The organism is Streptomyces sp. NPDC001606 (genome assembly GCF_053596835.1).
The window spans coordinates 1-24,166 of record NZ_JBSFHC010000039.1; the positions used below are offsets into that span (position 1 = coordinate 1).

General features: G+C 69.1%; 20 protein-coding genes and 4 pseudogenes. 13 read left to right on the forward strand and 11 right to left on the reverse strand.

Annotated elements, in window-relative coordinates; all coding sequences use genetic code 11:
- Positions 1-97, forward strand: a 97-nt coding sequence (locus ACWCV9_RS37030; protein ID WP_450788068.1) for an aggregation-promoting factor C-terminal-like domain-containing protein, incomplete at its 5' end; no start/stop codon positions are given.
- A gap of 1,027 nt (positions 98-1,124) precedes the next feature.
- On the forward strand, positions 1,125-1,805 hold the full coding sequence (locus tag ACWCV9_RS37035; protein ID WP_450793356.1) for a class I SAM-dependent methyltransferase: 681 nt from the start codon (positions 1,125-1,127) through the stop codon (positions 1,803-1,805).
- A gap of 503 nt (positions 1,806-2,308) precedes the next feature.
- Here the strand turns inward: ACWCV9_RS37035 and ACWCV9_RS37040 are convergent.
- Positions 2,309-2,812, reverse strand: a complete 504-nt coding sequence (locus ACWCV9_RS37040) for a transposase (RefSeq protein WP_450793384.1) — start codon at positions 2,810-2,812, stop codon at positions 2,309-2,311.
- Between ACWCV9_RS37040 and ACWCV9_RS37045 the strand changes: the two genes are divergently transcribed.
- The gene (locus ACWCV9_RS37045; RefSeq protein ID WP_450793388.1) at positions 2,705-3,169 is read left to right on the forward strand and encodes an RICIN domain-containing protein; all 465 of its coding nucleotides are present in this window, start codon (positions 2,705-2,707) and stop codon (positions 3,167-3,169) included. The two genes, ACWCV9_RS37040 and ACWCV9_RS37045, sit on opposite strands and share 108 nt — an antisense overlap.
- Before the next feature lie 284 nt (positions 3,170-3,453).
- On the opposite strand, the gene ACWCV9_RS37050 is transcribed toward ACWCV9_RS37045, so the two are convergent.
- From ACWCV9_RS37050 to ACWCV9_RS37065, 4 genes are all read right to left on the reverse strand, one after another.
- Positions 3,454-4,350 carry an IS982 family transposase gene (locus ACWCV9_RS37050; protein ID WP_450793358.1) on the reverse strand — a complete coding sequence of 299 codons (897 nt, stop codon included), beginning with the start codon at positions 4,348-4,350 and terminating at the stop codon, positions 3,454-3,456.
- Positions 4,351-4,786: 436 nt separating this feature from the next.
- Positions 4,787-4,936, reverse strand: coding sequence for a hypothetical protein (locus tag ACWCV9_RS37055; protein WP_450793360.1), 150 nt, complete (start codon positions 4,934-4,936; stop codon positions 4,787-4,789).
- Positions 4,933-5,400, reverse strand: a complete 468-nt coding sequence (locus ACWCV9_RS37060) for an AbfB domain-containing protein (protein ID WP_385845391.1) — start codon at positions 5,398-5,400, stop codon at positions 4,933-4,935. The genes ACWCV9_RS37055 and ACWCV9_RS37060 overlap by 4 nt, the downstream gene beginning before the upstream one ends.
- Before the next feature lie 323 nt (positions 5,401-5,723).
- Positions 5,724-6,224, reverse strand: coding sequence for a transposase (locus tag ACWCV9_RS37065; protein WP_385842411.1), 501 nt, complete (start codon positions 6,222-6,224; stop codon positions 5,724-5,726).
- 42 nt (positions 6,225-6,266) lie between these two features.
- On the opposite strand from ACWCV9_RS37065, the pseudogene ACWCV9_RS37070 reads away from it, so the two are divergent.
- The 5 genes and pseudogenes from ACWCV9_RS37070 to ACWCV9_RS37090 form a co-directional block, all read left to right on the forward strand.
- A pseudogene (locus ACWCV9_RS37070) lies at positions 6,267-6,542 on the forward strand (CehA/McbA family metallohydrolase); the annotation flags it as partial.
- 88 nt (positions 6,543-6,630) lie between these two features.
- Positions 6,631-8,106, forward strand: a complete 1,476-nt coding sequence (locus ACWCV9_RS37075) for an alpha/beta hydrolase (RefSeq protein WP_450793362.1) — start codon at positions 6,631-6,633, stop codon at positions 8,104-8,106.
- A 162-nt stretch (positions 8,107-8,268) separates the two neighbouring features.
- Positions 8,269-8,523, forward strand: a pseudogene (locus ACWCV9_RS37080) (hypothetical protein); the annotation flags it as partial.
- A 383-nt stretch (positions 8,524-8,906) separates the two neighbouring features.
- The gene (locus ACWCV9_RS37085; protein WP_450793364.1) at positions 8,907-10,442 is read left to right on the forward strand and encodes a hypothetical protein; all 1,536 of its coding nucleotides are present in this window, start codon (positions 8,907-8,909) and stop codon (positions 10,440-10,442) included.
- Between the two features lie 56 nt (positions 10,443-10,498).
- Positions 10,499-11,644, forward strand: a complete 1,146-nt coding sequence (locus ACWCV9_RS37090; protein ID WP_450793366.1) for a hypothetical protein — start codon at positions 10,499-10,501, stop codon at positions 11,642-11,644.
- Positions 11,645-11,823: 179 nt separating this feature from the next.
- Here the strand turns inward: ACWCV9_RS37090 and ACWCV9_RS37095 are convergent, their stop codons facing one another.
- Positions 11,824-12,915: a hypothetical protein gene (locus ACWCV9_RS37095; RefSeq protein ID WP_450793368.1), complete on the reverse strand. Its 1,092-nt coding sequence runs from the start codon at positions 12,913-12,915 to the stop codon at positions 11,824-11,826.
- Positions 12,916-13,452: 537 nt separating this feature from the next.
- Positions 13,453-15,222, reverse strand: a pseudogene (locus ACWCV9_RS37100) (FAD-dependent monooxygenase).
- Between ACWCV9_RS37100 and ACWCV9_RS37105 the strand changes: the two are divergent.
- From ACWCV9_RS37105 to ACWCV9_RS37115, 3 genes are all read left to right on the forward strand, one after another.
- Positions 15,134-16,324 carry a cytochrome P450 gene (locus ACWCV9_RS37105; RefSeq protein ID WP_450793370.1) on the forward strand — a complete coding sequence of 397 codons (1,191 nt, stop codon included), beginning with the start codon at positions 15,134-15,136 and terminating at the stop codon, positions 16,322-16,324. The pseudogene ACWCV9_RS37100 and the gene ACWCV9_RS37105 sit on opposite strands and share 89 nt — an antisense overlap.
- 425 nt (positions 16,325-16,749) lie before the next feature.
- Entirely contained in the window at positions 16,750-17,943 is a 1,194-nt protein-coding gene (locus tag ACWCV9_RS37110; RefSeq protein WP_450793372.1) for an NAD(P)/FAD-dependent oxidoreductase, read from the forward strand.
- A complete protein-coding gene (locus tag ACWCV9_RS37115; RefSeq protein WP_450793374.1) occupies positions 17,940-18,857 on the forward strand; it encodes an RNA polymerase sigma-70 factor in 918 nt (305 codons plus the stop codon). Before ACWCV9_RS37110 ends, ACWCV9_RS37115 begins: the two co-directional genes overlap by 4 nt.
- Before the next feature lie 867 nt (positions 18,858-19,724).
- Here ACWCV9_RS37115 and ACWCV9_RS37120 read toward each other — a convergent pair.
- The 4 genes from ACWCV9_RS37120 to ACWCV9_RS37135 form a co-directional block, all read right to left on the reverse strand.
- Positions 19,725-21,446, reverse strand: coding sequence for an acyl-CoA dehydrogenase family protein (locus ACWCV9_RS37120; protein ID WP_450793376.1), 1,722 nt, complete (start codon positions 21,444-21,446; stop codon positions 19,725-19,727).
- Between the two features lie 78 nt (positions 21,447-21,524).
- Entirely contained in the window at positions 21,525-22,082 is a 558-nt protein-coding gene (locus ACWCV9_RS37125; RefSeq protein WP_450793378.1) for a PadR family transcriptional regulator, read from the reverse strand.
- 182 nt (positions 22,083-22,264) lie between these two features.
- Positions 22,265-22,468, reverse strand: a complete 204-nt coding sequence (locus tag ACWCV9_RS37130) for a TcmI family type II polyketide cyclase (protein WP_450793380.1) — start codon at positions 22,466-22,468, stop codon at positions 22,265-22,267.
- A gap of 12 nt (positions 22,469-22,480) precedes the next feature.
- Positions 22,481-23,086 carry a hypothetical protein gene (locus tag ACWCV9_RS37135; RefSeq protein ID WP_450793382.1) on the reverse strand — a complete coding sequence of 202 codons (606 nt, stop codon included), beginning with the start codon at positions 23,084-23,086 and terminating at the stop codon, positions 22,481-22,483.
- A gap of 88 nt (positions 23,087-23,174) precedes the next feature.
- Here ACWCV9_RS37135 and ACWCV9_RS37140 point away from each other — a divergent pair.
- Together ACWCV9_RS37140 and ACWCV9_RS37145 are read left to right on the forward strand one after the other, a co-directional pair.
- A pseudogene (locus tag ACWCV9_RS37140) lies at positions 23,175-23,984 on the forward strand (IS5 family transposase).
- A gap of 57 nt (positions 23,985-24,041) precedes the next feature.
- Positions 24,042-24,166, forward strand: a 125-nt coding sequence (locus ACWCV9_RS37145) for a transposase (RefSeq protein ID WP_450793386.1), incomplete at its 3' end; no start/stop codon positions are given.

Consider the following 24,166-nt stretch of genomic DNA (forward strand, 5'->3'; position numbering starts at 1 on the left):
CGCCACCCAGATCAAGTGGGGCCTGGACTACATGAACTCCCGCTACGGCAGCCCGGTCAAGGCCTGGTCCTTCTGGCAGGCCAACGGCTGGTACTAAGCCGTTCAGTCTCTAAGGCAGGCGCCCCCCTACAGCGGCCCACCGGCCGCACCCCACGCCCCACGTGCTCACGCCCCCGCCCCCGGCGGGGGCGCACACGTATGACCGCAAAGGCTCCCGCCGCCCGTCGTTCGGGCTACTTTCGCAAGGTACGCCGGGCGGCCTCGCCCGCCGATCCGGTCTCGCAACTGCGCCTCGGTGACCTCCTGACCCGCCGGCCGTTGACGTGCGACCGGAGCCTGCGGAGTCGCAGGCAGGTGGCGTGTGATCGCCCCCCCGTGCCACCAGGCGGTTCGAGCTGTCTGGAGAGGGTGGCCGGCGGCCGACGAGGTCGTCCAGTCCGAGCTCGCCGCCGTAGCCGCAGCCGCCGCCGAATGGGAGGCCGCCGTACGCGAGGCGCAGCGCATCGCCGCCCGCGCCGACGAGCTCCAAGCGCTGCGCGACCTCGGCACGCTGAGGCAAACCGACCCCCGCCACGGGACGAAGCCGTGCGCGACGAGCTGACCCTGCGAGCCGGCGGGTATGCCCAGGCGGACGTCGACGCGTGGCTCGCCCACGCCCTGGCCGCGTACCTCGGGCACCACCGCGACCCGGCCGCCCGCGACGCCGCCATCGCCCCGGCCTTCTTCCGCCGCCGGTCCTCGCGCACACCGCACGGTTCGCCGAAGTCGCCCGCCGGGCCCCAGCGCCGACGTCGACGAGTCGGCGTTCGCCGCCCGGCTCTCCACCAGTGGGCCCGAAGCCGCCGAAGCCTTCGCAGGATTCCTCGCCCGCGCCCGCTCAGAGGCGAGCTGACCTCTCCCAGGCTGACCTGTGACAGCGAACCTTGCCCGAGTGCCACCCAAGATTGATTGACGACGGTTTGTGCCATCGAAGAATGACCGCGCAGGTCAAGGGTGCCGCAGCCGGTCTCATTCGATGATCTCCAGTTCGACTGCGCCCGGCCGTTCCTCGCCCCCTGGACGCCGTTTTGCCGGAGCGGCAACAACAGTGGCGTGACCGGGCCACGATGGGTGACGTTGGGCCCATGACCGACAACATCACAGCGGGATCGCCCGCGTCTGACACTCCCTTGCCCGGCGACGGATACGTCGGGGACCCCGCGGTGCGGGCGGAGTGGGACAACCGATACGCCGACCGGCAACAGCTGTGGAGCGGCCAGCCCAACGGTGCGCTTGTGGCCGAGGTCGCCGGGCTCACGCCCGGGCGGGTGCTCGACGTCGGCTGCGGCGAGGGCGCGGACGCCGTCTGGCTCGCGCGCGGCGGCTGGGACGTGACCGCGCTCGAGGTCTCGGGCGTGGCGCTGGAGCGGGCGGCCGGGCACGCGCGGGACGCAGGCGTCTCCGTTCGCTGGGTACACGCCGCGCTGACGGAAGCGGCGCTCCCGCCAGCCTCCTTCGACCTGGTCTCCGCGCAGTATCCGGCCCTGCTGCGCACTCCCGACGCCGCAGCCGAGCGAGCGCTGCTCGCGGCCGTCGCGCCCGGCGGCGTGCTGCTGCTCGTACACCACGCGGGGATGGACGCCCGGCAGGCGCACGACAGCGGCTTCGACCCGGCTGACTACGTCTGGCCCTCGATGGTTGCCGCCCTGCTCACCGACGACTGGACGGTGGAGGTGAACGAGCAGCGACCACGCCTGGCACCCGACGGCGGCGCCGGCGCGCACCATACCGACGACCTGGTGCTGCGCGCGCGACGGCTGCGCTGAGCCCTTCCGCTCACAGCAGGCCCATCTGGGCAGGCTGGACGACTTGACCACGGCCCGCTCCGTGCTGCCGCCAGCGCGCGGCACCGCTACCCGAGTCCATTGGACGAACCGCTACCCGAGTCCATTGGACGAGGCGGTCCAGGACCGCCAACACCACCTCCTGGCGCCCAGCCGGCAGGAAAGGCCAGGTCAGCCACGCCGGCGCGGACAGCACCACGACGGCCAAAAGGGGCAGCGCAAGCGACGCAACCAGAACAGGGCGTGACAGCCACACAGACATGTGTCGACCTCCAGATGAGCCCCTCAAGGGGAACCGTGCTGGATGGCGACGCAAACTGGGCACCCCATGCGCTCAGGCGCATGCAATCTCCGGCCAGAGCCGACATCCAGTAATCCACCCTGGCTCTACCCACAACTCCGGTCCAGCAACCGCGAGTTCAGAGAATATGTAAACACCCTGGTGCTTCACGACATCCTCGGCGAACCGGAGTGGGCGGACCTGCTCACGCCCGCCGATCGGCGCGGCCTGAACCTCGCTGAACGATGCCTCGTTCTCGCAGCCAGGCCCGATGGGCGGCTGAGCAATACGCTTGGTCCGCCCGCAGCCGGCCCGGTATACCGCGGCGCGGTCTGCGCCGGGAACGGATCGCCGGGATCCCTTTCATCAGCGGCTGCAGGGCGTGGGTGTCATCGACGTTCGCGGCGGAGACGCCGACCGCCAGCGGGATGCCTGGGCGTCGGACAGCCCGTGCAGCTTGCTGTCCTTCTTGCCGGACGACACGGCGGCCGATGCGGGCGGGGTCGACCGGCTCCGGCCTTGGGAAACATCGGTAAAGCGGTAGCACTAAGAACTTGATCTTGGATACGCTGCCGCCGCCCTGTTTACATGAGAGGACATCATGAAGAAGCACATATCGCGGCTCGTCGTCGCCGTCACGGCCGTCGCGGCCAGCACGATTCTCAGCTCGCCCGCAGCGCACGCTTCGGACCCGAAGGTCACCTGGCATGACGATGCCACCGGGAAATACCTGGTCTACGAGCCCAGCACGGAATCGGCGGTCGAGACGCACGACCACACCTGGTACAACGGGCCTTATGACTGGAGCGATTTCCAGCAGTCCGACGGCAGCTATATCGAAACGCCATACGGGGTTTCCAGCGTGTGCCTGACCGCTTACTGGGACAATAGCGTTTACATGGAGAACTGCAAGCCCAACAACGATTACGAGCGTTGGTACGAGGAGTGGCAGGGCAACGGTTGGCGCCTGCGGAACAAGGCGACCGGCTACTACCTGGACAGCAACGCCAGCGGCAGCGTCTACGCCTTGCCCGGCAACGGCGGCAACTACCAGCTGTGGCACTAATTAAGGTGTCCTTTGCGCGCTCTGAAGGAGGTCTTGTCTTCGGCTGTAGCCGTCGCATTTGGCCGTGGCGTAACTGAGATTCTCTCGACGGTCAGGCACTCCGCCTGCCGGGCCGTCAGGTCCCCTCGGCGACGCCCTGCTTGATGAGCTGGTGCGGCGGCTTCTTGCCCGCGTCCGGGATCCGGTCGCGCTGCACGACCTCCATCGTGATCAGGGAGTGCAGGACCGCCACGGTGGAGAACGAGGTCGTGCATGTCGGCCTAGACGAGTAGTTCCGATGTGGCTCAGTGGTCGTAGGCGATCAGTGAGCGGGTGACAGGTGCCCCGATGGCGCGGTTGTGCCAGATCGCGCAGGTCATCGCCAGGATCCGCTGAGCCACGCGAACGCCGACGCCTTCGATGGTCCGGCCGCCGTGCTGTTCCAGGTCGAGCTGGCCCTTGAGGGTGTCGTTGACCGACTCGATCAGCTGACGGACCGTCTTGAGCAGGGTTTCTCCCGGCCGTGGGGTGCCGCGGTTGCGGTAGGAGGGCCGCAGCAGGCTGATGCCGTGGGCTGCCAGGAAGCGGTCGAGCTCGGCGGCGATGTAACCCTTGTCGGCCAGGATGAGCAGACCGGGTCGGTCACTGGTCAGGTGCGGTTCATTGTCGATCAGGGCGGCCAGGACCTGCCGTTCGTCGATCTTGGGGTCGGCCAGAGCCCAGGTGACCGGCAGGCCGGCGGGGGTGCACACCAGGTGCAGCTTCAGACCCCAATAGAAGCGTGAGTGGGAGCGGCAGTAGCCGTAGTTCGCCCATCCCGCCAGGTCGGAGCGCTTGACGGTCTCACGGGAGCGGGCACACTCGACGGGTGTGGAGTCCACGATCCACAGCGGGTCCAGCCATAGGTCGGTGTCCTCGGCCAGGGACCGGATGGCCCGTTTGACCAAGCCCAGCGCGGCCCGCAGGCGCTTGTTGTAGGCGGGCCGCTGGGGCAGGTAGGGGAACAGGCCGCGCAGGTGGGCGTGGGCGAAGCGCAGCCAGCGGGCCTCGCAGTGGAAGCCCAGCATGGCTTGGGCCACGGCCAGGGGGACCAGTTCGGCGTCGGTCAGCCGGGGCGGCCGACCACGCCGGCGCGAGGTCTTCAAGCGGTCGTCGATGTGCACGTACAGTGCGGTCAAGAGGGTGTCTAACTCGGTCGTCACAACCCGATGTTGGACACCCTCCCTGCGTCCGTGAACCCCGCAATAGGAACTACTCGTCTAGCCACCGACGAAGAGGAGGGCGCGTGTTCGTCCGGGGGCAGGGAACGGCATCCGCTGCGTGGTCATCCCCCCGTCTCTCAGCAGCACGCCCCGGACGGCAGCTTTCCCCGGCCGTCGCCCAACGTGCCGGGGCAGAGATTCCCCCTCCCCGGAATGGACGGCCCTGGGGGCCCGGCCGCGTAGCTCTTGCCCGGGTCAGCGGCGTCACTCAGCGGCGCCTGCGTCACCGCCCTGCCGGACCGGCCGCCACGTCGGCGCTGCCGTTGTCGCCCCGCGCGCCGGAGCATGCCATAGCCGAGGTCGACGGTGACGAAGGCGAGGGCGACCGCGGCGCCGAGGGCGAAGCCGGCAGTGCCGCCGGTGGCCCGCCCAGTGCTCACCCCGGTACACGCCGTTGGAGGCGACCAGCCCCCGACAGGGCCAGCGTCGCACCCCACCACGCGGCCGCCGCCTTCCGGGAGCGGGTCCGGCGCGCGGTCAGGTAGGCCATCGCCAGCAGCAGCGCCGTGGCGTGATGACCCGTCACGCCTCTGAGGAGAGCGGCGGGGCGATCCTGAAGCACGCGTCCTGAAGCTCTCCGGGGGTGTTCACCGGTTCCGCGAAGAGGTGGAAGTCCCGGTGCCGGAGGAAACGGTCGGGGAACCGTACGGACCGGAACGAGGCCTGGTTCGGGTCGATCTCCGCTCTTTCAAGGACAAAAGTCGAATCCTCACGAACCTCTTCTGCGACGTCGGGGTCGATGATCCCGGTGAAGAACTTGCCGACTACGCGGAACCCCTCCAGCGCGTCGATCCGGAGACAGAAGCCCAGCGGGAGAGTGGCTCGCACCAGCCGTCCCGTTTCGCCGAAGTCCAACGCGGGGCCGGTCCACTCGAAAGTGGCGTTGCGCCGGTCGTCATCCGTTTCGATCTTGGAGATATCGACGTCGCCGCTCCGTTCGACGATGAAGAAATCGGGGAAGTTGTTGGAAAAGAGCGAAAGCTTGGGCATGACGCCTCTCCTTCCCTCAGCCCCATCATGCGCCCCGCCCCGCGAAGCCGCATATCGGCCCCGGCGCCTCCAGAGGTTGTCCCGTAAGCGGTGGGGCGGGTGGTGCGTTGACTGGGCACGGGGGGGGTGCCCCTATCTGTTTCGTCACCCTGGTGGGGTCGGCTTGTAGGGGTTGATCCTGGTTTTCGGGAACGTCCCGCGAAGCGGGATGTTCCCGGCGGATCGGGTGGCTGATGGGCAGCCCGGTGGCCGGCAGGGCCGGAGTGGCCGTGCCGGTGCGCGGGCGTGATGGGGCCCGGAGGGTAGGGGCGGTGGAGTCGTCGTTATGCGGCGAGGTCGACGTCGCCCGGGGTGCGTGGTTCGTAGAGGGCCCCGGTGCGGATCATCGCGTGGATGACGTTCACGCGCTGGCGGGCCAGGCGGAGGATCGCCTGGGTGTGGGTCTTGCCGCGTGCGCGTTGCCGGTCGTAGTAGATCCGGGAGGACGGGTCGGACTTGCAGCCGATCGCGGCGAACGCGGCCTGGAACAGGGCGCGTTTGAGGAGGCGGTTGCCGCAGTGGGGTGCGTGCTCGCCGCGGATGGAGGTGCCCGAGGACTTCGTGGCGGGCGCGAGTCCGGCGTAGGAGGCGAGGTGTCCGGCGGTGGGGAAGCCGGTGCCGTCACCGATCGCGACGATCACGGCCGCTGTGGTCCTGACGCCCAGGCCGGGGAGAGACGTCAGGAGGCGGAAAAGAGGGAGGGTCTCCAGCAGGGCGGCGATCTCCTGCTCGGCCTGGCGGCGCTGGGTGTGGGCTGCGGCGAGCTGGGCGGCCAGGCCGGGCACGATCAGCGCGCTGGCCTCGGTGCCCGGAACGACAAGGGCCTGCTCGGCGAGCGGTTGGAGGTCTCCCCCGACACTCCGGTGACGGTCCGTCTGGAGGTGGCGGGCGCGCCCCGCTGCACGATCCGCTTCGTCACCGACCAGGGGGTGCTGTTCACCAGCGATCCGCTGCCGGTTTCCGGTTCGGGGGTGGCCGAGTGGCGTACGACCCCGGCGCACGCGGCGTATGTACGGGCGGAACTGCGCCATGAGACGGCGGCGGGGCCGGTTCCCGGGGCGCTTGCGGCGTTCACCAATCCGGTCTTTCTCGGACGTCGGTGAAGCTTTCTTTCGAGGCAACCGCGTCGCTTTTTTTCTCATCCTGTTCACCAGCATCAGATCGCAACTGACCGCAGAACAGGACGTCTTCGTGATCCTCAAGCCCACCCGCCGCGGCGTCGCCGTGGCCGCCGCGCTCGGGGCGCTCGCCCTGGTCCTGCCTGAGTCCGCGCATGCCGCCTCGCAAGGGGCCTCGGCCCTGAAGTGGGGTGCCTGCCCAGAGAGTTCGGACGCCCCGCGCGGCACGTACTGTTCCACCCTCAAGGTGCCGTTGGACTACGCGAAGCCGGACGGCCGTCAGATCACGCTGACGCTGTCGATCGCGGGTGCCGTGAACGCCGAGCGCACCCTGGTGGTGAACCCGGGCGGGCCCGGTGAATCAGGAATCTCCCTGGCCAAGACGGTGTGGAGCTCACTCCCGCAGAACCTCTCCGAGAAGTACAACGTCGTCAGCTTCGACCCCCGAGGGGTCGGCGCGAGCACCCCGGTCTCCTGCGGGGACACCTCCGGCCTGATCAATCACCCCGCCTCGCCGTACACCCCGGCGAACGCACAGCAGGAGCTGAAGCGCCGCGACGTCGCGAGCAAGATCGCCCAGCAGTGCCAAGGCAAGTCCGGTGCTCTGCTGCCGTACATCACCACCGAGAACGCGGCCCGCGACATGGACGCCATCCGCGCCGGGCTCGGCCGTACCAAGCTGGACTACCTCGGTTATTCGTACGGTACGAAGCTGGGCGCCACCTACGCGACGCTGTTCCCCCAGAGCACCGGCCGCATGATCCTGGACAGCGTGGTGGACCCGACAGTCACCACGTACGCCACGCAGTTCCAGCAGAACCCGGCGCTGCAGAAGCGTGCGGAGCAGTTCTTCACCTGGGTCGCCAAGTACGACAGCAGCTACCACATGGGCGCCACCGAGGCCAAGGTCTCGGCCGCGTGGGAGGCGGCCCGCGAGAAGCTGGACGCGCACCCCGCCGGGGGCCGGGTCGGCAGCGCCGAGCTGGATGACCTGCTGGCTTCCGCCATGTACACCAACGTGGAGTGGGGATCGGCTGCCGACATGGTCGCCAAGTACCAGGCGGGTGACACGAGCGCTCTGCTCGCCGCCGCGGACCAGCTGGCGTCCGGCGGCGGCGTGAACGCGGCGCAGCTCGCGTACAACTGCGTGGACGACGCCTGGCCCCAGGACTGGAACACCTGGCACAAGGACACGGTCGCGTCGGCGGCAAAGGCACCGTTGTTCGCCTGGCTGAACACCTGGTACAGCGCACCCTGTGCCTACTGGAAGACGGCGCCCGTCAAGCCGGTGAAGATCGGCTCGTCGAACGTCCCGCCGGTGCTGCTGCTCCAGGCCGCTGACGATGCGGCTACGCCGCTGGTCGGTGCGCAGCAGATGCACAAGGTCATGACCGGCTCGCGGCTCGTCGTGGCGGACGGCGGCAACCACGGCCAGTACCTGTTCGACGGCAACTCCTGCATGGACGCCCAGGGCAACAGCTACCTGCTCACCGGGAAGCTGCCGGCCAAGGACACGACCTGCAAGGGTGTCGCCGCGCCTACGCCCTGAGGCCACAGGCATCCACAGCGTCCGAGGCGGACGTCATGGCCGCCTCGGACGCTTCGCCGGTTCCTCTGCCTTCTGTACGCGTCTTCTGCACGCGGGGGACCCTATGGGCTGCGTCAAGGAAACCAGGGTGCGTTGTGTTGCCGGTGGGGTCAGCATTGCTTGGTGTCTGAGCTGCTGTGGGATGACGTGAAGGACTTCTTCGACCTTGAGTGGGAGGGGTGCCTTCCGGATGTGTGGGTCGCTGGGACTCTGGTTGAGGATTGGCAGGCGGTCCTCGATCTGATCGATGCGAGTGGCTGGCGGAGTGAGTACTCCGAGGGCGGTGTGGTCATGCCGCTGCCGCGTGCTGAAGAGGTGCTGTCGCGGCCTGCTGATGCCGAGTGCGCGGATCTGCGGGTCTGGCCGGTTCCGACCGTCGGCGACACCAGTTGGTGGTGGCGCTACTCTTCGCCGGCGCAGGGTCGAGCACGGTCGGCAATCCGATCGCCACCGTACTTCAGGAGCTGAACGTCTCCATGTGCACGGGCGGGCCCGAGGGCCACCACTGGCCACGTACGCAGCCGGCCACGGCTACGGATGCGTCATGGCCTCGGGCGATGCAGACTGTTCATGGAGTGCGAGGCTCAGGCCCCTCCTGACACACCGCTCACACCTCGCTGGACAGAGGCGGGCGACGAAAGGTCGAGTCAGTGGACGGCATACGAGAGCATCGCCGGGCAACCGCCTGGTTGCACAAGGCTCGCATCGCCGAGACCAGCGGCTCCCCACCTGGAATCACATGCCCCACCAGCCGCGCGGTCGTGGCCGCCCTGGGCGACGCGGACGTCGACGACCGGGAGGCACCGAGGCTGTACCGCTTCGTGGTGGGCGTCGACCAGCGCGCCCGTCCTCTGGCCGCCCAGGAGCTGGCGGAGCTGGGGGATCCGATGGCGGAGTTGTTCTTCCGCAAGGGCACCTTCCCGTTGACGGTGCAGGATCTCCTCGCTGGGCTGCCCGAGCCGGCGACGAAAGCGAACCAGTCCGTGTATCTGATCGGCGAGGCCGGGCAGATCCCGCTCGGCTCCGCCCCCGAGCTGCCGCGTGCCATGCGGTTCGCTGTCGCTCGCGCCGCCACCGGCCCGGACGTGGACCTGCTGGTGAGCACGGGGGCGAACGAGGATCCGGCGGCGACGTTTCTGCAGGTTGCCGCCTGGGATGCGGCCGCGAAGGTCTTCAACTACTACATGCGGATCAGCCCCGTGTGGGTGTGGGCGGGCAACTCGTGGTCCGCTCTCGCCCCCGGCTCCCGCGGCCATGGCTGCTTCGACAGCCACATCAATGGCAGCGTCGTGATGAAGGAGCTGAAGGCGCCCTGGAGCAACTGGCAGTCCCAGGCGGCGGCGATTCGGCTGGCCCCGGACGACCCCTTCCGTGACGACCCGCTCTATCAGCAGGTCATCGGCGCCGAGAACCTGGAACTGACCGTCCGTGCGCTGATCAGCCGCTGGACCGCCGCCCGCCTGGCAGCCGTCACACAGGACGGCATCGTGGAGCATCCCGAGCAGCTGATGCGCCATCTGTTCACCACGACCGCCGTGAATCTGGCGAGCACGGCGACCCAGAGTTCGACGATCACCCGCTCCAGCGGTGACCTGCTGCTGCCCCCGAGCTTCTGGTTGAACAGCGACGCGCTCCTGAGTGATCTCGAACTGCCCGTCACGGCCGCCCTTCCTCCCATGGCCCCGGCCGCCCACTACGTTGAGAGCCTTGCAACCTTCGGCTTCTCCCTGGAGGAGAAGAGCAGCGGCTTCTCCCAGCCGGGCGACACCTTCTTCGCTTTCGTCGTACCGGAGCCGGCCTGCGAGGACAACGACGTGGTACGACAGATGGTGGAACAGGGCCTGATCACGGCCAAGTTCGCCGCTTGCGCGTTCATGGTCGATTTCACCAACCCGGTCTTCAGCCCAGACCGGGAGCAGTTGATGAACCATGTCCCCACCACGCCGACCGCCGTGACCGAGCTACAGGAACACATCGCACAGGCGATCCTGGAAGCCGCCACGAGTCTGCCGCCCAGCAGCCCTGAAGGCCGTTTCGCCGCAGACTGGGTCCTCGCCGACGACACCTGGCCCAAGGCCTTCGCCCAGCGGATCGACGACTACCTCGGTCACATCGGCCAACGAATCCGGGAGTCTGCCGGCTTCGACGACTACGTCCGGCTGGCAGAGTCCCGCCGCCGTGACTTCAAGGCGATGCGGCTCAACGAGTTCGAGCTCACGCTGCCGACGACCAACATCCCCGCGAGCGCCCCGCGGCTCAGGATGAACGACGACGGCACGGTCGCGTCCACCTCCTGACAGCCGCCATCCGCGGCTCATCCGCCCCCGGCCACCTCTCAGCGAAGGAGTGCCCCATGAGCCTACTCGCCTCCTACGGCCCGCCCGGACACCTCGACGATCTCGACGAGACCGGCCTGAAGGCCTGGAACATGTTCATCAGCGACCGGGTCGACAACTCGATCACGGGCCCCGATCCCCATGAGGTGCTCAACGACAGCCCTCGCAGCCAGTTCTACAACCTCACCAAGACCGACACAGCGGCCGACGCCCAGGAGGCCACCGTCACCTGGACGGCCTTCCCCCGTCTGGTCAAGATCCAGTCTCTCGCCGACGCCCAGCGGTGGAAGCGGGCCGACGCCAGCCGGGACGTCCAGGACGAGTACTGCGAGTGGAGCGTCACCCGCAATGCCGCCGGGAAGATCACCAAGGTCATGTTCACCTGCGAGGGCCCCGAGTACTGGCATCTGCTCGCCCAGTCGAACCCCGCCAAGGTTCTTGAGCTCTACCAGAGGCACATCAACCCGAACGTCCAGCACAGCGACCTCTTCGGAGCCACCGGCACCTACAACCCACGTAACCGGTGGAACGACTCCACGACGGACGGCGCCATGCATCTGATCCAGTCCAACAACACCCTCGGCGCCGAGATCGAACTCGCGGCCGCAGCGACCATCGTGCGGGTCATCAACGGCAACGAGCTGACCACCGAGCAGGAACTCATCCACTGCAGCAAGTACGGCGAGCCCGAGCGCAACAGCGACCCGCACATCGGCGGAGCCGTGAACGACCTCGCCCGACAGAAGGCGGACGTCTCCCTCGCCGACCCGGTCGGTCTCTACTTCGACAACCTGGCCACGGACGGCTGGGCCACCCCGGACGGCTCCGATCCCAAGGACTACTGGATCAGGCAGCGCGGCGACGAGACCCACCCTGTGCGGTTCGTCTACGAGGTACCCCAGGACAAGGGCTTCACTGTTGGTGACATCAAGATCAACGGGAAGCCCATCGAGTTCGGCGCGCAGATCGCCGACTTCATCACTATCAGACTGACAGGTGTGGCCTGCCGATTCGGACAGAGCACCACGCAGCCCAAGACCGCCTGCGTGCAGGTGGCCCCCGCGCCCGTCGAGCCGGCAGCGGTCGCACAAAACCTCAGCGCGGCATCGGTCCCCGGCTACCGGGCCGCTTCACTCGCTACTTCCTGGACCCGCCGCCGCTGAGCCGCCGAAGCCCTGCAAACTCAGCTCAACGCGGCCAAGTTCGAGGGCATCGGCGCCTTCGCGCAGAGGTTGCCCGGCGTACGCCTACTCCAGGGCGGAGCGGGCGGGCCTCGGCGAGGGGCGCGAGTGGAGCCGGTACGTGCCGTTGACCCACGTCGAGCAGTGGGTGCCGGTCATTTTCACTGTCGCCTACGTCGTCGCGTTCTGCGCTCTGGTGGTCTGACGTTCAGCCCGACCACTGTGCTGCCCAGCAAGGGCTGCGGCGGCAGCGGGGAGGGGACGGGTGGCGGGGGAGGGGTGGTGACGACCGGTGCCGGCGGAGGGATCGTGTCCGGGGAAGCCTGCCGTGGCGGCAGAGCCGCCCACGCGCCCACTACCGCGTCGATGCGTTCGCGCACCAGCCTGCGCATGGTCCAGACGTGACGAATCCGCGGAACCGTGACGACGAACCAGTGCAGGCGCGGCTGCCACTGCTGGTCGAAGGTGACGAAGGCCCTGAGCGGCGACTGCCACTCACGCTTCGAGGCCGGGGGCCGCGCGGGACAGTCGGGTAGCCGTGGTAGCGGAGCCCAAGTGCTGCCCGGCTCCTCGGATTTCCGGACGGCGTACTTCTCCACGACGGCCGTACGGAAGGCGTCGTACTCCTCGGGTCCGCAGCAGACCATGAGCACCAGCCGTTCCGGAGGCATCGTGCGCAGTGCCTCGGTGAACTCCCACACCGTTCCCGGACCCGGCGCCACGGACATGAGGACGGAGTGAGCACCCTGGATCAGCTCGCTCACGGTCCTCTCCCAGCCGTCGAGCGGCAGGTAGCCGCGCTGCGCGCCGAGCAGAGGCAGTTCTTCGCCGGGTTCCCCCACCGCGACGACCCTGCCGTGCCGGGTGAACTGGCGGACGAGGAAGTCCTCCATGGTGAGTCCGGGAAGCTCATACGGGGAGCGCGTCCACCATCCCGGAGCCTCGGGAGGGGGCAGCGACATCCGGGTGTCGAGAGCGAAGGGCCGTAGATAGAGGATGTAGCGCTCGCCCCGTAACTCCTCGAAGGCGGTGATGACGCGGATGCGGTGCCGCCTGCCCCGGACCACCACCTTGCGACTGGCGCGGAAGACGAGCCATCCGCCCTCCAGGATGCCCAGCATGATCAGCAGGCGCAGGACCCAGGGGATGTGGCTGACCGGCGGTCCGGGCGCGATGACGAAGTGCTTCAGCAGCACGGATCCGCATCCGGTGGCCAGGGCGTACCCCAGGAATCGCAGGGTGCGGCCCGTCACGGTCAACGTGTTCCCGGAGGCACGCCGTTGGTGGGGAAGGATCGGGGTCGTCCTCGGTTGGTCTTCTCGCTCAGCACTCATGTTGCCTCCGGCCTCCGACGCCGTCGCGGACGATCGCAGCACTGCTCCTGCCCATGCTGGCCCGCGCGGGGAAGGAGCGTGCCCGATTCGGCGCAATGCGACGCCGGGGGCAGGCGGCTCGCGGGTGTGCGCAGCGGCTGTCCCGGCGTTTTGGCCGCTGGCCCAGCCTCATCCGGGTGGTGGCGGGTTGAGCACGTCGCATGACTGCGGCCGGGCCGAGTGGGTGTGGTCAGCCGGCCACTGCGTGAGGCGGCGCTCTGCCGCAGGGCGGTCCGGTGAGGTCGTGCGGCACGGGTGTCGACCGTGGTGAGGTGTCCGCCGGTACTTGCCGCCCGGAGGCCCGCGCCGGGCGGCTGAGCGTGTCGGCGCCGGAGCCCGCCTCATCGAGCGCAGTGCGCCGACGTGCGGGTGCGGAAGTGAGTGAACCGCTGGTCACCCGTGAGATTGCGGGCTGGATCAGGCAGTGAGTCCGACTTTGGCGTAGTAGTGCTCCAGGTGTGCCGGGTTCTGGGTGGCCAAGCCGATGTGGCCGTCGGGGCGGATCAGGAACAGTCCCGTGCCGAGTGCTTCTGCCAGGGCACCGCCGTGGACCTCGAGGGTGCGGACGGCTGGTGGTGCCTGGGGTGGTGTGGTGTCGACCGCGAGCAGGGTGAAGTCAGGGCCTTTGAGGAGTTCGAGGAGTGACTGCCCGCCATCGGGGGCGGACGCGTCCACCAGGGTGCATGCGAGGTCGGGAGCCCGGTCGCCTGCTTGGCACACGGTGCTGGAGAGCTGTTCGCGGGATTCGGTACTCAGGGGGCTGCTGCGGTAGTGGACCAGCAGGAGGGTGAGGCGGGTCCGGTGGCGGGCGCGTTCAGGGCTGTCTGCTGGATTGCGGCCAGGGCGGTAGAGGCGGGCACTGAGCTCCAGGACGTTGTGGGCTGCCGGGCGGCGTTCGGCGTCGTAGCTGTCCAGCTGGGCGTCGGGAGCGCGGTGGCGCAGGACCTGGCCGAGCTTCCAACCGAGGTTGTACGCGTCCTGGACGCCGATGTTCAGGCCTTGGCCGCCGCCGGGCGGGTGGACGTGGGCGGCGTCGCCGGCGAGGAAGACCCGGCCGTCGCGGAAGCGTTCGGCCAGCGCCGTGCGAGGCTTGTAGTAGGAGGTCCATTCCACGTCGGAGACGGCTGTTGCCGGCAGGTGGGTGCGGGTGGAGATCAGATCCCGGATGCGTGCCGGGGTGAGTTCGCGCTCCTCCCCATCTGCCTTGGCGTTGAGCTGGAACATGTCGGTGCCGGGCAGCGGGCAGAGCAGGAGTTCTCCACCCGGTGCGTCCGGCCAGATGTGCCAATGGTCGCGGTCCAGGCCGTCGACGCGGACGTCCGCGACCACCGCCGCGTGCAGGGAGCCGCCCTCGTCCTTCATCCTGATGCCGAGCGTCTCGCGGACGGTGCTGTGTCCGCCGTCGGCGCCGACGAGGTACGGCACGCTCACGGTCCTGCGGCTGCCGTCGGCTCGTGTCAGCTCAGCGTGCACCTGCTGGCCGCTCTGGTCCAGGGATGTCAGCCGAGTGCCGTACTCCACTGTCCCGCCCAGCTCCAGGAGCCTGTCCCGCAGAATCTCCTGCGTGCGCCATTGCGGCACCAGCCACGGCACCGGGTACCGCGACTGGGGCGCCTCAGGATCGCGTTCCATCAGCCGCCAGGTGCCGTCGCGCAGGCCGTTGCTTCACGTCTGCATGGGCGGGAAGGGGCTGCCGGACTCCCGCAGCGCGTTCATGACGCCCATGTCGTCCAGCGCCTCTTGGGTACGAGACTGCAGACTCTTGCCGCGTGAGCCGTTGAACGGTCGTTCGGCCGCCTCGACGATATGAGTGCGTACGCCGCGCCGGGCAAGGTCGACCGCGAGGGCAAGGCCGGTCGGGCCGGCCCGATGAGAACGTCTACGGCGTCTGCTGCCTCGACGGGGGCAGAGGGGTCGGAGGGCATCGTTCACCGCTTTCTTCATCGGTTTCGGCTCGGAAGGAGTGCGAAGGCACAGCACCTGACGCAGAATGCGACATATGCCAGATATGTCCGCTGGGCGGGAGGTGTCGCCATCCGGCCGTCCCCACCCACCCGCATGGCCCGACGACGCAGCCGAGTCCCTGGCGATTCCTCCTGTGGTCTCTGCTTCCTTCGACTTCAGTGACGGCCTCGACTTCGATCCCCTGCTGACCCGCCTCATGCAGCAGGGACCCATCACCCGCATCCGTCTGCCGTACGGCGAGCGAGAGGCCTGGCTCGTCACCAGTTACGACGGCGTCCGGCAGGTCACCACCGACGCGCGCCTGAGCCGCGCCGCCATCGTCGGCCGTGACTACCCCCGCCTTACCCCGGAGCCCATCGTCTCCGCCGAGTCGATCAATGTCCTGGACCCACCCCACAGCACCCGGCTGCGGCGCCCGGCCGCCGCGGCCTTCACCCACACGAACGTCGAACGGATGAAGCCGGCCATCGAGCGCGTGGCCGGCCGCCTGCTGGAGGAGATGGCCGAGCACGGGCCGCCGGCCGACCTCGCCCACCACCTCTCTGCGCGTCTGCCAGGCCACACCATCTGCGAACTGCTGGACGTGCCCGATGCCGACCGGGACGAGTTGCTGCATCACACCCAGCAGATGCTGGCCACCTCACCGACGGCACAGCAGGCAGCCGCAGCCGCCAAAGCACACCTGCGCGACTACTTCACCGCCCTGGTCGCGGAGCGACGCACAGCGCCGGGGGACGACCTCGTCAGCCAGCTGACCGCCCCCGGCCCGGACGACGAGGACCCGTTGAGCGACCAGGAGGCGGCCGTCCTGGCGCTGACGCTCATCCTCAGCGGCAACGACACCGCCACCTGCCAGATCAGCAACATCGCCTATACCCTGCTGACCCGCCCGGGGCAATGGGAACACCTGCTGCACCACCGCGAGAACCTGCCTCCCACCCTGGACGAACTCCTGCGCTACCTGCCGTTCCGCAAAGGCGTCGGCATCCCCCGTCTGGCCCTTGAGGACGTGGAAATCTGCGGCAGCCGCATCCGCGCCGGCGACTACGTGCACGTGTCATACCTGACTGCGAACCGCGACCCTGCTGTCTTCCCTCACCCCGACGTACTCGACCCCCACCGCCCTGCCCACCCCCACATGACATTCGGCTGGGGCGGACACCACTGCCCCGCCACAGCCCTTGCACTGGCCGAACTCCACATCGCGGTCGACGCCCTCCTCACCCGCTTCCCCCGCCTGCACCTTGCCGTACCCGCCCACGAACTTCGCTGGGACACCGCAACCATCCGCCGCTTCCCCCTCCAGCTCCCTGTCGCCTGGTGACCCACCGTCGTCTCCGACGGCAGGTGCGAACCACGGCGTCTTGACCGCGACCGCCGGCACGTCGGCCCAGCGCTCCCGCTTGGGGCGCCGACGGGCCTGGACGGGGTCCTCGATCACCCGCGGGCGCGTTGTTCCGCTGGTCGGTGGTGGCGTAGAGGCGGGCGGTCGTGCTCGCGGGCGGCGTGGAAGCACCAGGCCCTGCCGCTGACCTGCGGCTCCTGTTGCTCCGTCAGTTCCCTTGCGAAGCCAGTCGATCATGATGGAATGCAGCGCGTCGCGGTGCTCGGAGTGCTGATGCCCCGCACGCTGTCTCCTCTCGATGTGACGCGGGTCATATCTGTCCCACGTCACGAACAGAAGGGCAGCTTGCGTCTGGTGGTCGTCCGCACAGCGGGAACGACCGACACGAAAGTGACAGCAGAGCGATGAACGCGACAGCAGCGCAGCAGCACGAGGTCCTGGTCCTGGGCGCCGGCTACGCCGGGCTCTCCGCCGCGATCCAGCTCGCGGCCCGCACCAGGAAACGCAGAAACCTGCGAGTGACACTGGTCAACCCCTACGACACCTTCACCGAGCGGCTCCGACTGCACATGACCGCCACCGGCCAGGAGACGGCCGAGATGAACATCCCGGAGCTGCTGGACGGCACCGGCGCCGGCTTCGTCCGTGGCTGGGTCACCGCCGTGGACGCCGAGGCGAAGACTGTCCGGATCGACGACGACCGGGTCCTGCGCTACGACACCCTGGTGTACGGCCTGGGCAGCATCGCCGACACCGTCGCCGTCCCCGGCGTGGACGACCACGCCTACACCCTCAACAGCCCGGAGGACGCCGCCATCCTCGCCGACCGGCTGACCCGGCTCGATGGTGGGACCGTCGTGGTCGGCGGCAGCGGCCTCACCGGCGTCGAGGCCGCCGCGGAGATCGCCGAGCGGCACCCGGAGCTCGAGGTGGTGCTGCTGGGCCGGCAGGAGCCGGGCGCGAGCATGCACCCGAAGGCCAAGGCCTACCTGGACGCGACGCTCGCCCGGCTCGGCGTGCGGGTGCGAAGCGGCGTCGAGGTGGCCAAGGTGCTGCCGGACAGTGCCGAGCTTGCGGACGGCTCCAGCATCCCGACGGACGCGGTGCTGTGGACCAGCGGCACTCGTGTCTCGCCGCTGGCGGCCGCCGCGGGCCTGACCGTCGACGAGCGCGGCCGTGTGGTCACCGACAGCGCGCTGCGCTCGGTCTCTCACCCGGACGTCTATGCCGTGGGCGATGCGGCGGCGATCCGTCAGGGCTACGGCGTGATGCACGGGACCTGTCAGGGGGGTATGCCCACCGGCGTGCACGCGGCCCTGTCGATCCTGCGGGTGCTGGCCGGCAAGGAGCCCAAGCCCTTCCGTTTCGGCTACTACCACACACCTGTCAGTCTGGGCCGGAACGACGCCGTCGTGCAGTTCACCCACCCCGACGACAGCCCGCGCCGGATCGTGCTGACCGGCAAGCGAGCCGCGAAGTACAAGGAGACGGTCACCTCCGCGCCATGGCCGGCCTTCGCCCGCATGAAGAAGATGCCCGCCTCGGGCGCGTTCTGGCCGCACGGCGGCCGCTACACCCGGATTCGGAGCGCCAAGTGACCCAGCCGCAGCAGGCCGTCCCCGACCAGCTTGCCTTCCAGCAGTACCGCACCCTTCTCTTCTCCGTCGCCTACCGCATCCTCGGCACCGCCGCCGATGCCGAGGATGCGGTCCAGGACGCCTGGCTCAAGTGGTCCGCGGCCGACCGTTCCCAGGTCGCCGACCCCAAGGCCTACCTGACCCGGATCGTCTCCAACCTGGCGATGGAGCGGCTTCGTTCGACTCGCCACCAGCGCGAGACCTACGTCGGGCCATGGCTCCCCGAGCCGATCCTCACCGGCCCGGACACAGCTGACGGCGTTGCCACGACGGCCTCGGTCTCCACGGCCCTGCTGGTTGTGCTGGAGACGCTGAGTCCCCTGGAGCGCGCGGTCTTCGTGCTGAGGGAGGTCTTCGCCTTCAGCTATGCGGAGATCGGGGAGGCGGTGGAACGCTCGGAGGGGGCGGTCCGGCAGGCCGCGCACCGCGCCCGCGAGCACGTGCAGGCCCGCCGGCCCCGTTTCACCGCGGACCGCGCCCGCCAACGCGACGTCACCGAGCGCTTCTTCGCGGCGACGGCGGGCGGCGACATCAACACCCTCATGGAGGTGCTCTCCCCGGACGTGACGCTGTGGACCGATGGCGGCGGCAAGGTCCGCCAGGCCCTCAAGCCGGTCGTCGGCCTGGAGACCGTGGCCCGTTGGTTCGCCGCACTCGGCACCGCGACCTACCAGGGCATCGAGCCCGGGCAGATGCGGGCAGAGCTCACCTGGATCAACGGCGGGCCGGGCGTGGTCTTCCGCGGCCCCGACTGCGTGGTCGCCACACTGACCTTCGACTTCGACCCGGAAAGCCGCATCTCGACCATCCACAACGTGGCCAACCCCGACAAGCTCCACGCAGTCGCCGACGGAACTCGGCACGAACTCTCCTGAGCCGCCTGATCGTTGTCGACGCCCTCCGCAATCACTGTGAGCGCCCGGGCCCGCTGCCCCAGCACAGCCCGAGCCCAGGTGGAAGCGGATGCGCCAGGCTGCGGCCGTCCTGATCCACTTCTTCCGACCGGCTTGCCTGCCTTGCCTGTTGCTGCCACGCGCCCGATAGTCCTGACCTCTGCCGAGCGGCACCGGTTGAAGAAGGCGGCCTGGGGCCTTAAGACCGAGTACCGAGCCAGGCTGCGGACGCAGCTCGTGCTCCGGGCGGCTCGGGGCAGGTCCAACGCGCGGATCGCCGCTGAGGTGGGAGTGCACGTGGGCACGTGCGCACGTGGCGGGGGCCGGTTCGCCGACCTGGGCCTGCCGGGCCTGGCCGACCGCAAGCGCCCCGGGCGGTCCGCCGCTTCCGAGTGGCCACAGCTCCATCGCCCGCCACCGGGCGACCGCCACGTTGGTCGCGGACTGGGACCGCGGCGCCGCCGGCGGCTACGGCGACGACGAACGCGCCCGGCCAGCGGGAGACCGCCGCAGGTGACCACCGGCCGTACCAGCGCAGTGCCCCGGCCCACCGCCGGGGCGCCGCTTCTCGTTGAGTCCGGCACCACCCGGGCGAGATCCGCGGACGTCAGTGACTCCGCGCGGCAGATAACCGCCCACTGTCCCTACCTGGTCCCGCCGCCGCGGGCGGCCCTGACGAGCTGGACGCTCCGACGCGCCGACGGCGGTCCTGGAACGGTCCACGGGCATCGTTCTTCCCGAGCCCCGTCGGCCTTCGGGCAAACCGCGGCACACTGACCGGCCGAGAGCTCGCGGAGTACGGCGGCCACCGTCGTACTCCGCGAAGCGGTCGGAGGTATCGTCCGGGCCTCAGGGCATCATCTCGTACGCCCCGGACAGTGCCTCGACGCGGCGCCAGACACCCTCCGAACGCGCCTCGTCGACCGCCGGGCGCCGAACGGCACCGAGTGCCCAGGACTGCTGCTCCTCGGTCGCCGAGTCCTTGCCGTGCAGTTCGACGGCGTGCGCGGAGAAGTCCCGTACGAGGACGGCGAACAGCTCGTCGAGCACGTCCTCGTCGAGGCCTGCCAGGGCCGCCTGCTCCAGGACCAGCTGTCCGTGGACCACGAGTGCGAAGAGCTGGCCGACGGCGAGGAGCAGGTCGAGGTCCCGGCTCTGCTCCTCGCCGGGCGCGGCGGTGCGTACGAACTCGCACAGCGCGTCGGCCTGTTCACGGAACCGGCCGACGTTGGGCAGGTGGGCGTACGCGTCGAAAGCCGGCCGCCAGTCGTGGAAGCGTACCGATCCCAGGCCGCGGGCCGGCCCCTGCCGGAAGAGGAAGTCGTCGTCGGCCGCGTCGAGACGGGTCGGGACGGGCTCGTAGGCGACAGGGTCGAGGAGGTGGTTCCGCATGAACTTGAGGATCAGCGCCAGGTTGACGTGGACGGTGCCCTCCAGCTTCGGCAGGCTGCGGATCTCGACAGCGGCCTGGGCGAAGTAGTTGTCCTTCTCGAAGCCCTTGGCGGCGATGACGTCCCACATCAGGTCGATGACCTTCTCGCCCTCGGTGGTCACCTTCATCTTCGTCATCGGGTTGAAGAGGAGATAGCGGCGGTCGTCGGGACCCGCGCTGCGGAAGTAGTCGACGGCGCGGTCGCTGAACAGCTTCATGCCCACCAGCCGGACGTAGGCGTCGGTCAGCTCGCGCCGCACGTGCGGGAAGGCGGTGACGGGGCGGCCGTAGAGGATCCGGTTCTGCGCGTGGGTGACGGCCTCGTACATCGCGTGCTCGCAGATGCCGATCGAGGCGGTGCACAGGTTGAACTTGCCGACGTTGACGGTGTTCAGGGCGGCGTCGAAGGCGGCACGGCCGGTGTGCAGCACGTCCTCCGGCGCTACGGGGTAGTCCTCGAGGCGGAACTCGCTGACGTACTTCGACGAGTCGACGACGTTCTTGACCAGGTGATACGAGGGGTGACGGCTGTCGGCGGCGAAGAAGACGTAGCCGTCGGGGCCCTCGATGTCGGTGCGCCGGCCGAAGACGGAGACGAGGCCGGCGGCGTTGCCGTTGCCGATGTAGTACTTGGAGCCGTTCGCCCGGAAGCCGCCGTTGCCGTCGGGCTCCAGCAGCATGTCGGTGGAGTAGATGTCGGCGCCGTGGGCCTTTTCGGACAGGCCGAAGGCGAACACTTCGCCCTGGGAGAGCAGTTGGGCGGCGCGGGCCCGGGCAGCGGGATTGTCGCTCTGCCAGACGGGGCCGAGGCCCAGGATGGTGACCTGCCAGGCGTACCAGTAGTCGAGGCCGTAGAAGCCGAGTATCTCGTTGAGGGCGGCGATGCGGGCGGTGTCCCAGCGCTTGTCGGCCTCGCCCTCTGCGGCGGAGGCGGGGGTGAGGAAGGTCGCGAAGAGATTTTCCTTGGCGGCGAAGGCGAGGAAGTCGCCGAGCCAGGCGCGGGTCCGGTAGTCCTCGGTCAGCCGGCGCTTGCCCCGCTCTTCGAACCAGTCGACGGTGGTACGCAGCAGCCTGCGGGTCTCCGGGTCGAAGTGCGCGGGGTCGTATGTGCGCGGGTTGAAGAGCAGCGCGTCGGTCACGGATGCCGCCTTTCGGCTGGGATGGATGAGGGTCGGGCCGGGCACGGTCACGGTCCCGGTGAAGGCCCGCTCGGCAGGTCAGTGTTCGGCGTCGAAGCGGGCCAGTGTGGTGAGGACGTCGTCGAGCCAGGCGATCATCATGCGTTCGTACGCGATACCGCCCCGCAGCACGACGTGCTGGAGTTCCCGTTCGGCGTCGAGCGGACCGTCCGCGCCGGGGTCCCCGAAGTCACGGGCCTCGCCCGCGAGGTAGTGCGCGAGGCGGTCCATGTGCGCCTGCCGGTGCCGCTCGACCTCGTGGATCAGGCCGGCCGGGTCGTCGAAGGCGGCACCCCGGATCTTCACCGCCAGGTCGTGCCGGACACTCTCGGGTTCGGTCGGTTCGTGGAGCCACGCGGAGAGCGCGTCCCGTCCGGGTCCGGCAACGGAGTATTCCTTCTTGTCCGGACGCCCGTACTGCGGGACGTCCTGGACGTCGACCCAGCCGTCGCTCTCCATGCGCTTGAGCACACGGTAGATCTGCTGGTGAGTGGCGGTCCAGAAGTACCCGATGGACCGCTCGAACCGCCGGGCCAGCTCATAGCCTGAGCCCGGCTTCTCCAGCAGGGAAACGAGGATCGCATGCTCGAGCGCCATGCCCTCGATCTTGCTATGCACCTCGTTGCATAGCAACGCTGCCGCGGTGAGACACGGCTCACCCGGGGGCAGAGCGCGCAGATCATCGCCGACGGCAGCGTGCCGGGGGAGGGTGGCAACCCGGCCGGGCATGCTTGGCGGCGGCAGTGTGCGGGCCCGGCACCGGTGTCCGGAGGGCGGGTTCAGCTACGGGCGTCGCGCTTCCAGAGGTAGAAGCGCTGCGCCATGGCGTCCTTCGGGGACCGCCAGGTCTCCGGGTCGTAGCCGAACTGGAAGAGGCTGCGCCGCACCACACCGACGAGGTGCGCCAGCTCGCCCCGGTCGGACTCGGCGAACACCCTGGCGATGACGGGGGTCGGTGGCCCGGGCGGGGCCGGCGGCCTCACATGAGCCCTGCGCTACCACGGCACCGATGCGGCCCACCCTGAAGGGATACTCAGGGGCAGGTCCGTCTCCCGCCTCGGTGTCGACGTCCGAGTCGGCATCGGCCCATGATTACGGTCGCTGCGACCGTCTTTGGTCTCCCGCCGGGGAGGCGTCCCCGCCATCGCCGCGGACGAGATCGCCGACTGCCTTGGGCCTCTTTCCCGTTGAGGCCCTGCGTGGCATTGGACCGCGCCAGACCGCCGGCCTGCGGAACCACGGCATCCGCCGCGCAGACGCACGCTGCGAGTCTCGGCTTCGATGAGGTCCAGGCCGTCGTCGAAGCAGCAGTGCTCGAAGTCGAGTGCGTAGGGGACTTTTGTGTAGGCGAGCGTGAGTCGGCCGACGACACGGACGCCGGACAGTTTGATGCCCGCGCCGCCGCCATTCGCATCGGGCCCGCTGCCGGTCAGCAGCGCGGCGATCACCTCGGCACGATTGTCGCGGGTGCACGGCCACGACGTCGCTTGGCCGGGGCCGTCGTCGGGTCCGGAGCGCAGGTCGACCAGGGCACCGGTGGGGTAAGCGTGCCAGAGCCGCTCCTCGGTGGGCGTCAGGGTGCTGATCTGGAAGCCGCTCATGGCGTTCGAGCATCGCCGCGCAGCACGACGGTCAGCGCCTGTCCGGCGGATCATGTGACCCTCTCGGCTTCGGGCCGTTGGCATGAGCATGGGGCGGGGAGATTTCACGCATGAGGAGTGGGCCCGGCTGAAGCCGCACCTGCCGAAGTCCGGGAATCGGGGCGGCCGTCGGGCCGGTCACCGCAGGGTCGTCAACGGGATCCTGTACCGACCGCGCACTGGGGTGCCATGGCGGGATCTACCTGTGCGTTTCGGTCCACGGAAGACGGTGTACGAACGGCACAGACGTTGGTCGGTGGACGGCACCTGGGAGGGGAGCTTCGCGGCCGTCTCTGGCCAACCCCGATGCGGAAGGCGGATCGACTGGTCGATGGTGAGCGTCGCCTCGACCTCCTGCCGGGCCCATCAGCACGCCGCCGGCGCTCGTGGGGAACCGCCACGAGCGCCGGGATGACGCACGCCCCGGCAGCACCGCCCCGACGAGGGACTCGGACGCTCCCGGGGCGGCCTGACCTGCAAGATCCACCTCGCCGGTGAGGGGGGACGCCACCCCCTGGCCCTGCTGATCACTCCGGGCCAATGGGGCGACGCTCCACAGCTCATTCCGGTCATGGAACGCATCCGCGTTGGCCGCCCCAGTGGCAGACGCCCTCGCACTCGGCCCGACCATCTCGGCGGCGACAAGGCGTATTCCTCCCGTCGCAACCGCCGCTATCTGCGCCGACGCCAGATCAAGCGCTCCATCCCCGAACCGAAGAACCAGCGGGCCAACTGCCAAGCCCACGGCAGCAAGGGCGGCCGACCTGTCGGCTTCGACAAGACGATCTACAAGCGAAGCAACGAAGTCGAGCGGACGATCAACGCCGTCGCCTCGATCCGACTCTGGCTCCGCCCATGATCTTCGCCGGATCTAGGGTCCGTCTTCAAAGATCCTCAGATGGTGGATCATGGTTGAGTGGTACGCCGTCACGAACTCACCGATCAGGAGTGGGAGTTACTCGCTCCGCTGATACCGCGGGCTGCCACAGGGCGGCCGCGGGTGGAAGACCGGCAGGTCATCAACGGGATGGTCTACAAGAT

Coding starts and splice junctions, on each gene's coding strand:
- ACWCV9_RS37035 (WP_450793356.1), top strand. CDS start 1,125: ATGACCGACAACATCACAGCGGGATCGCCCGCGTCTGACACTCCCTTG.
- ACWCV9_RS37045 (WP_450793388.1), top strand. CDS start 2,705: ATGAAGAAGCACATATCGCGGCTCGTCGTCGCCGTCACGGCCGTCGCG.
- ACWCV9_RS37040 (WP_450793384.1), bottom strand. CDS start 2,812: ATGCCAGGTGACCTTCGGGTCCGAAGCGTGCGCTGCGGGCGAGCTGAG.
- ACWCV9_RS37060 (WP_385845391.1), bottom strand. CDS start 5,400: ATGCCCAAGCTTTCGCTCTTTTCCAACAACTTCCCCGATTTCTTCATC.
- ACWCV9_RS37090 (WP_450793366.1), top strand. CDS start 10,499: ATGAGCCTACTCGCCTCCTACGGCCCGCCCGGACACCTCGACGATCTC.
- ACWCV9_RS37110 (WP_450793372.1), top strand. CDS start 16,750: ATGAACGCGACAGCAGCGCAGCAGCACGAGGTCCTGGTCCTGGGCGCC.
- ACWCV9_RS37125 (WP_450793378.1), bottom strand. CDS start 22,082: ATGGCGCTCGAGCATGCGATCCTCGTTTCCCTGCTGGAGAAGCCGGGC.
- ACWCV9_RS37135 (WP_450793382.1), bottom strand. CDS start 23,086: ATGAGCGGCTTCCAGATCAGCACCCTGACGCCCACCGAGGAGCGGCTC.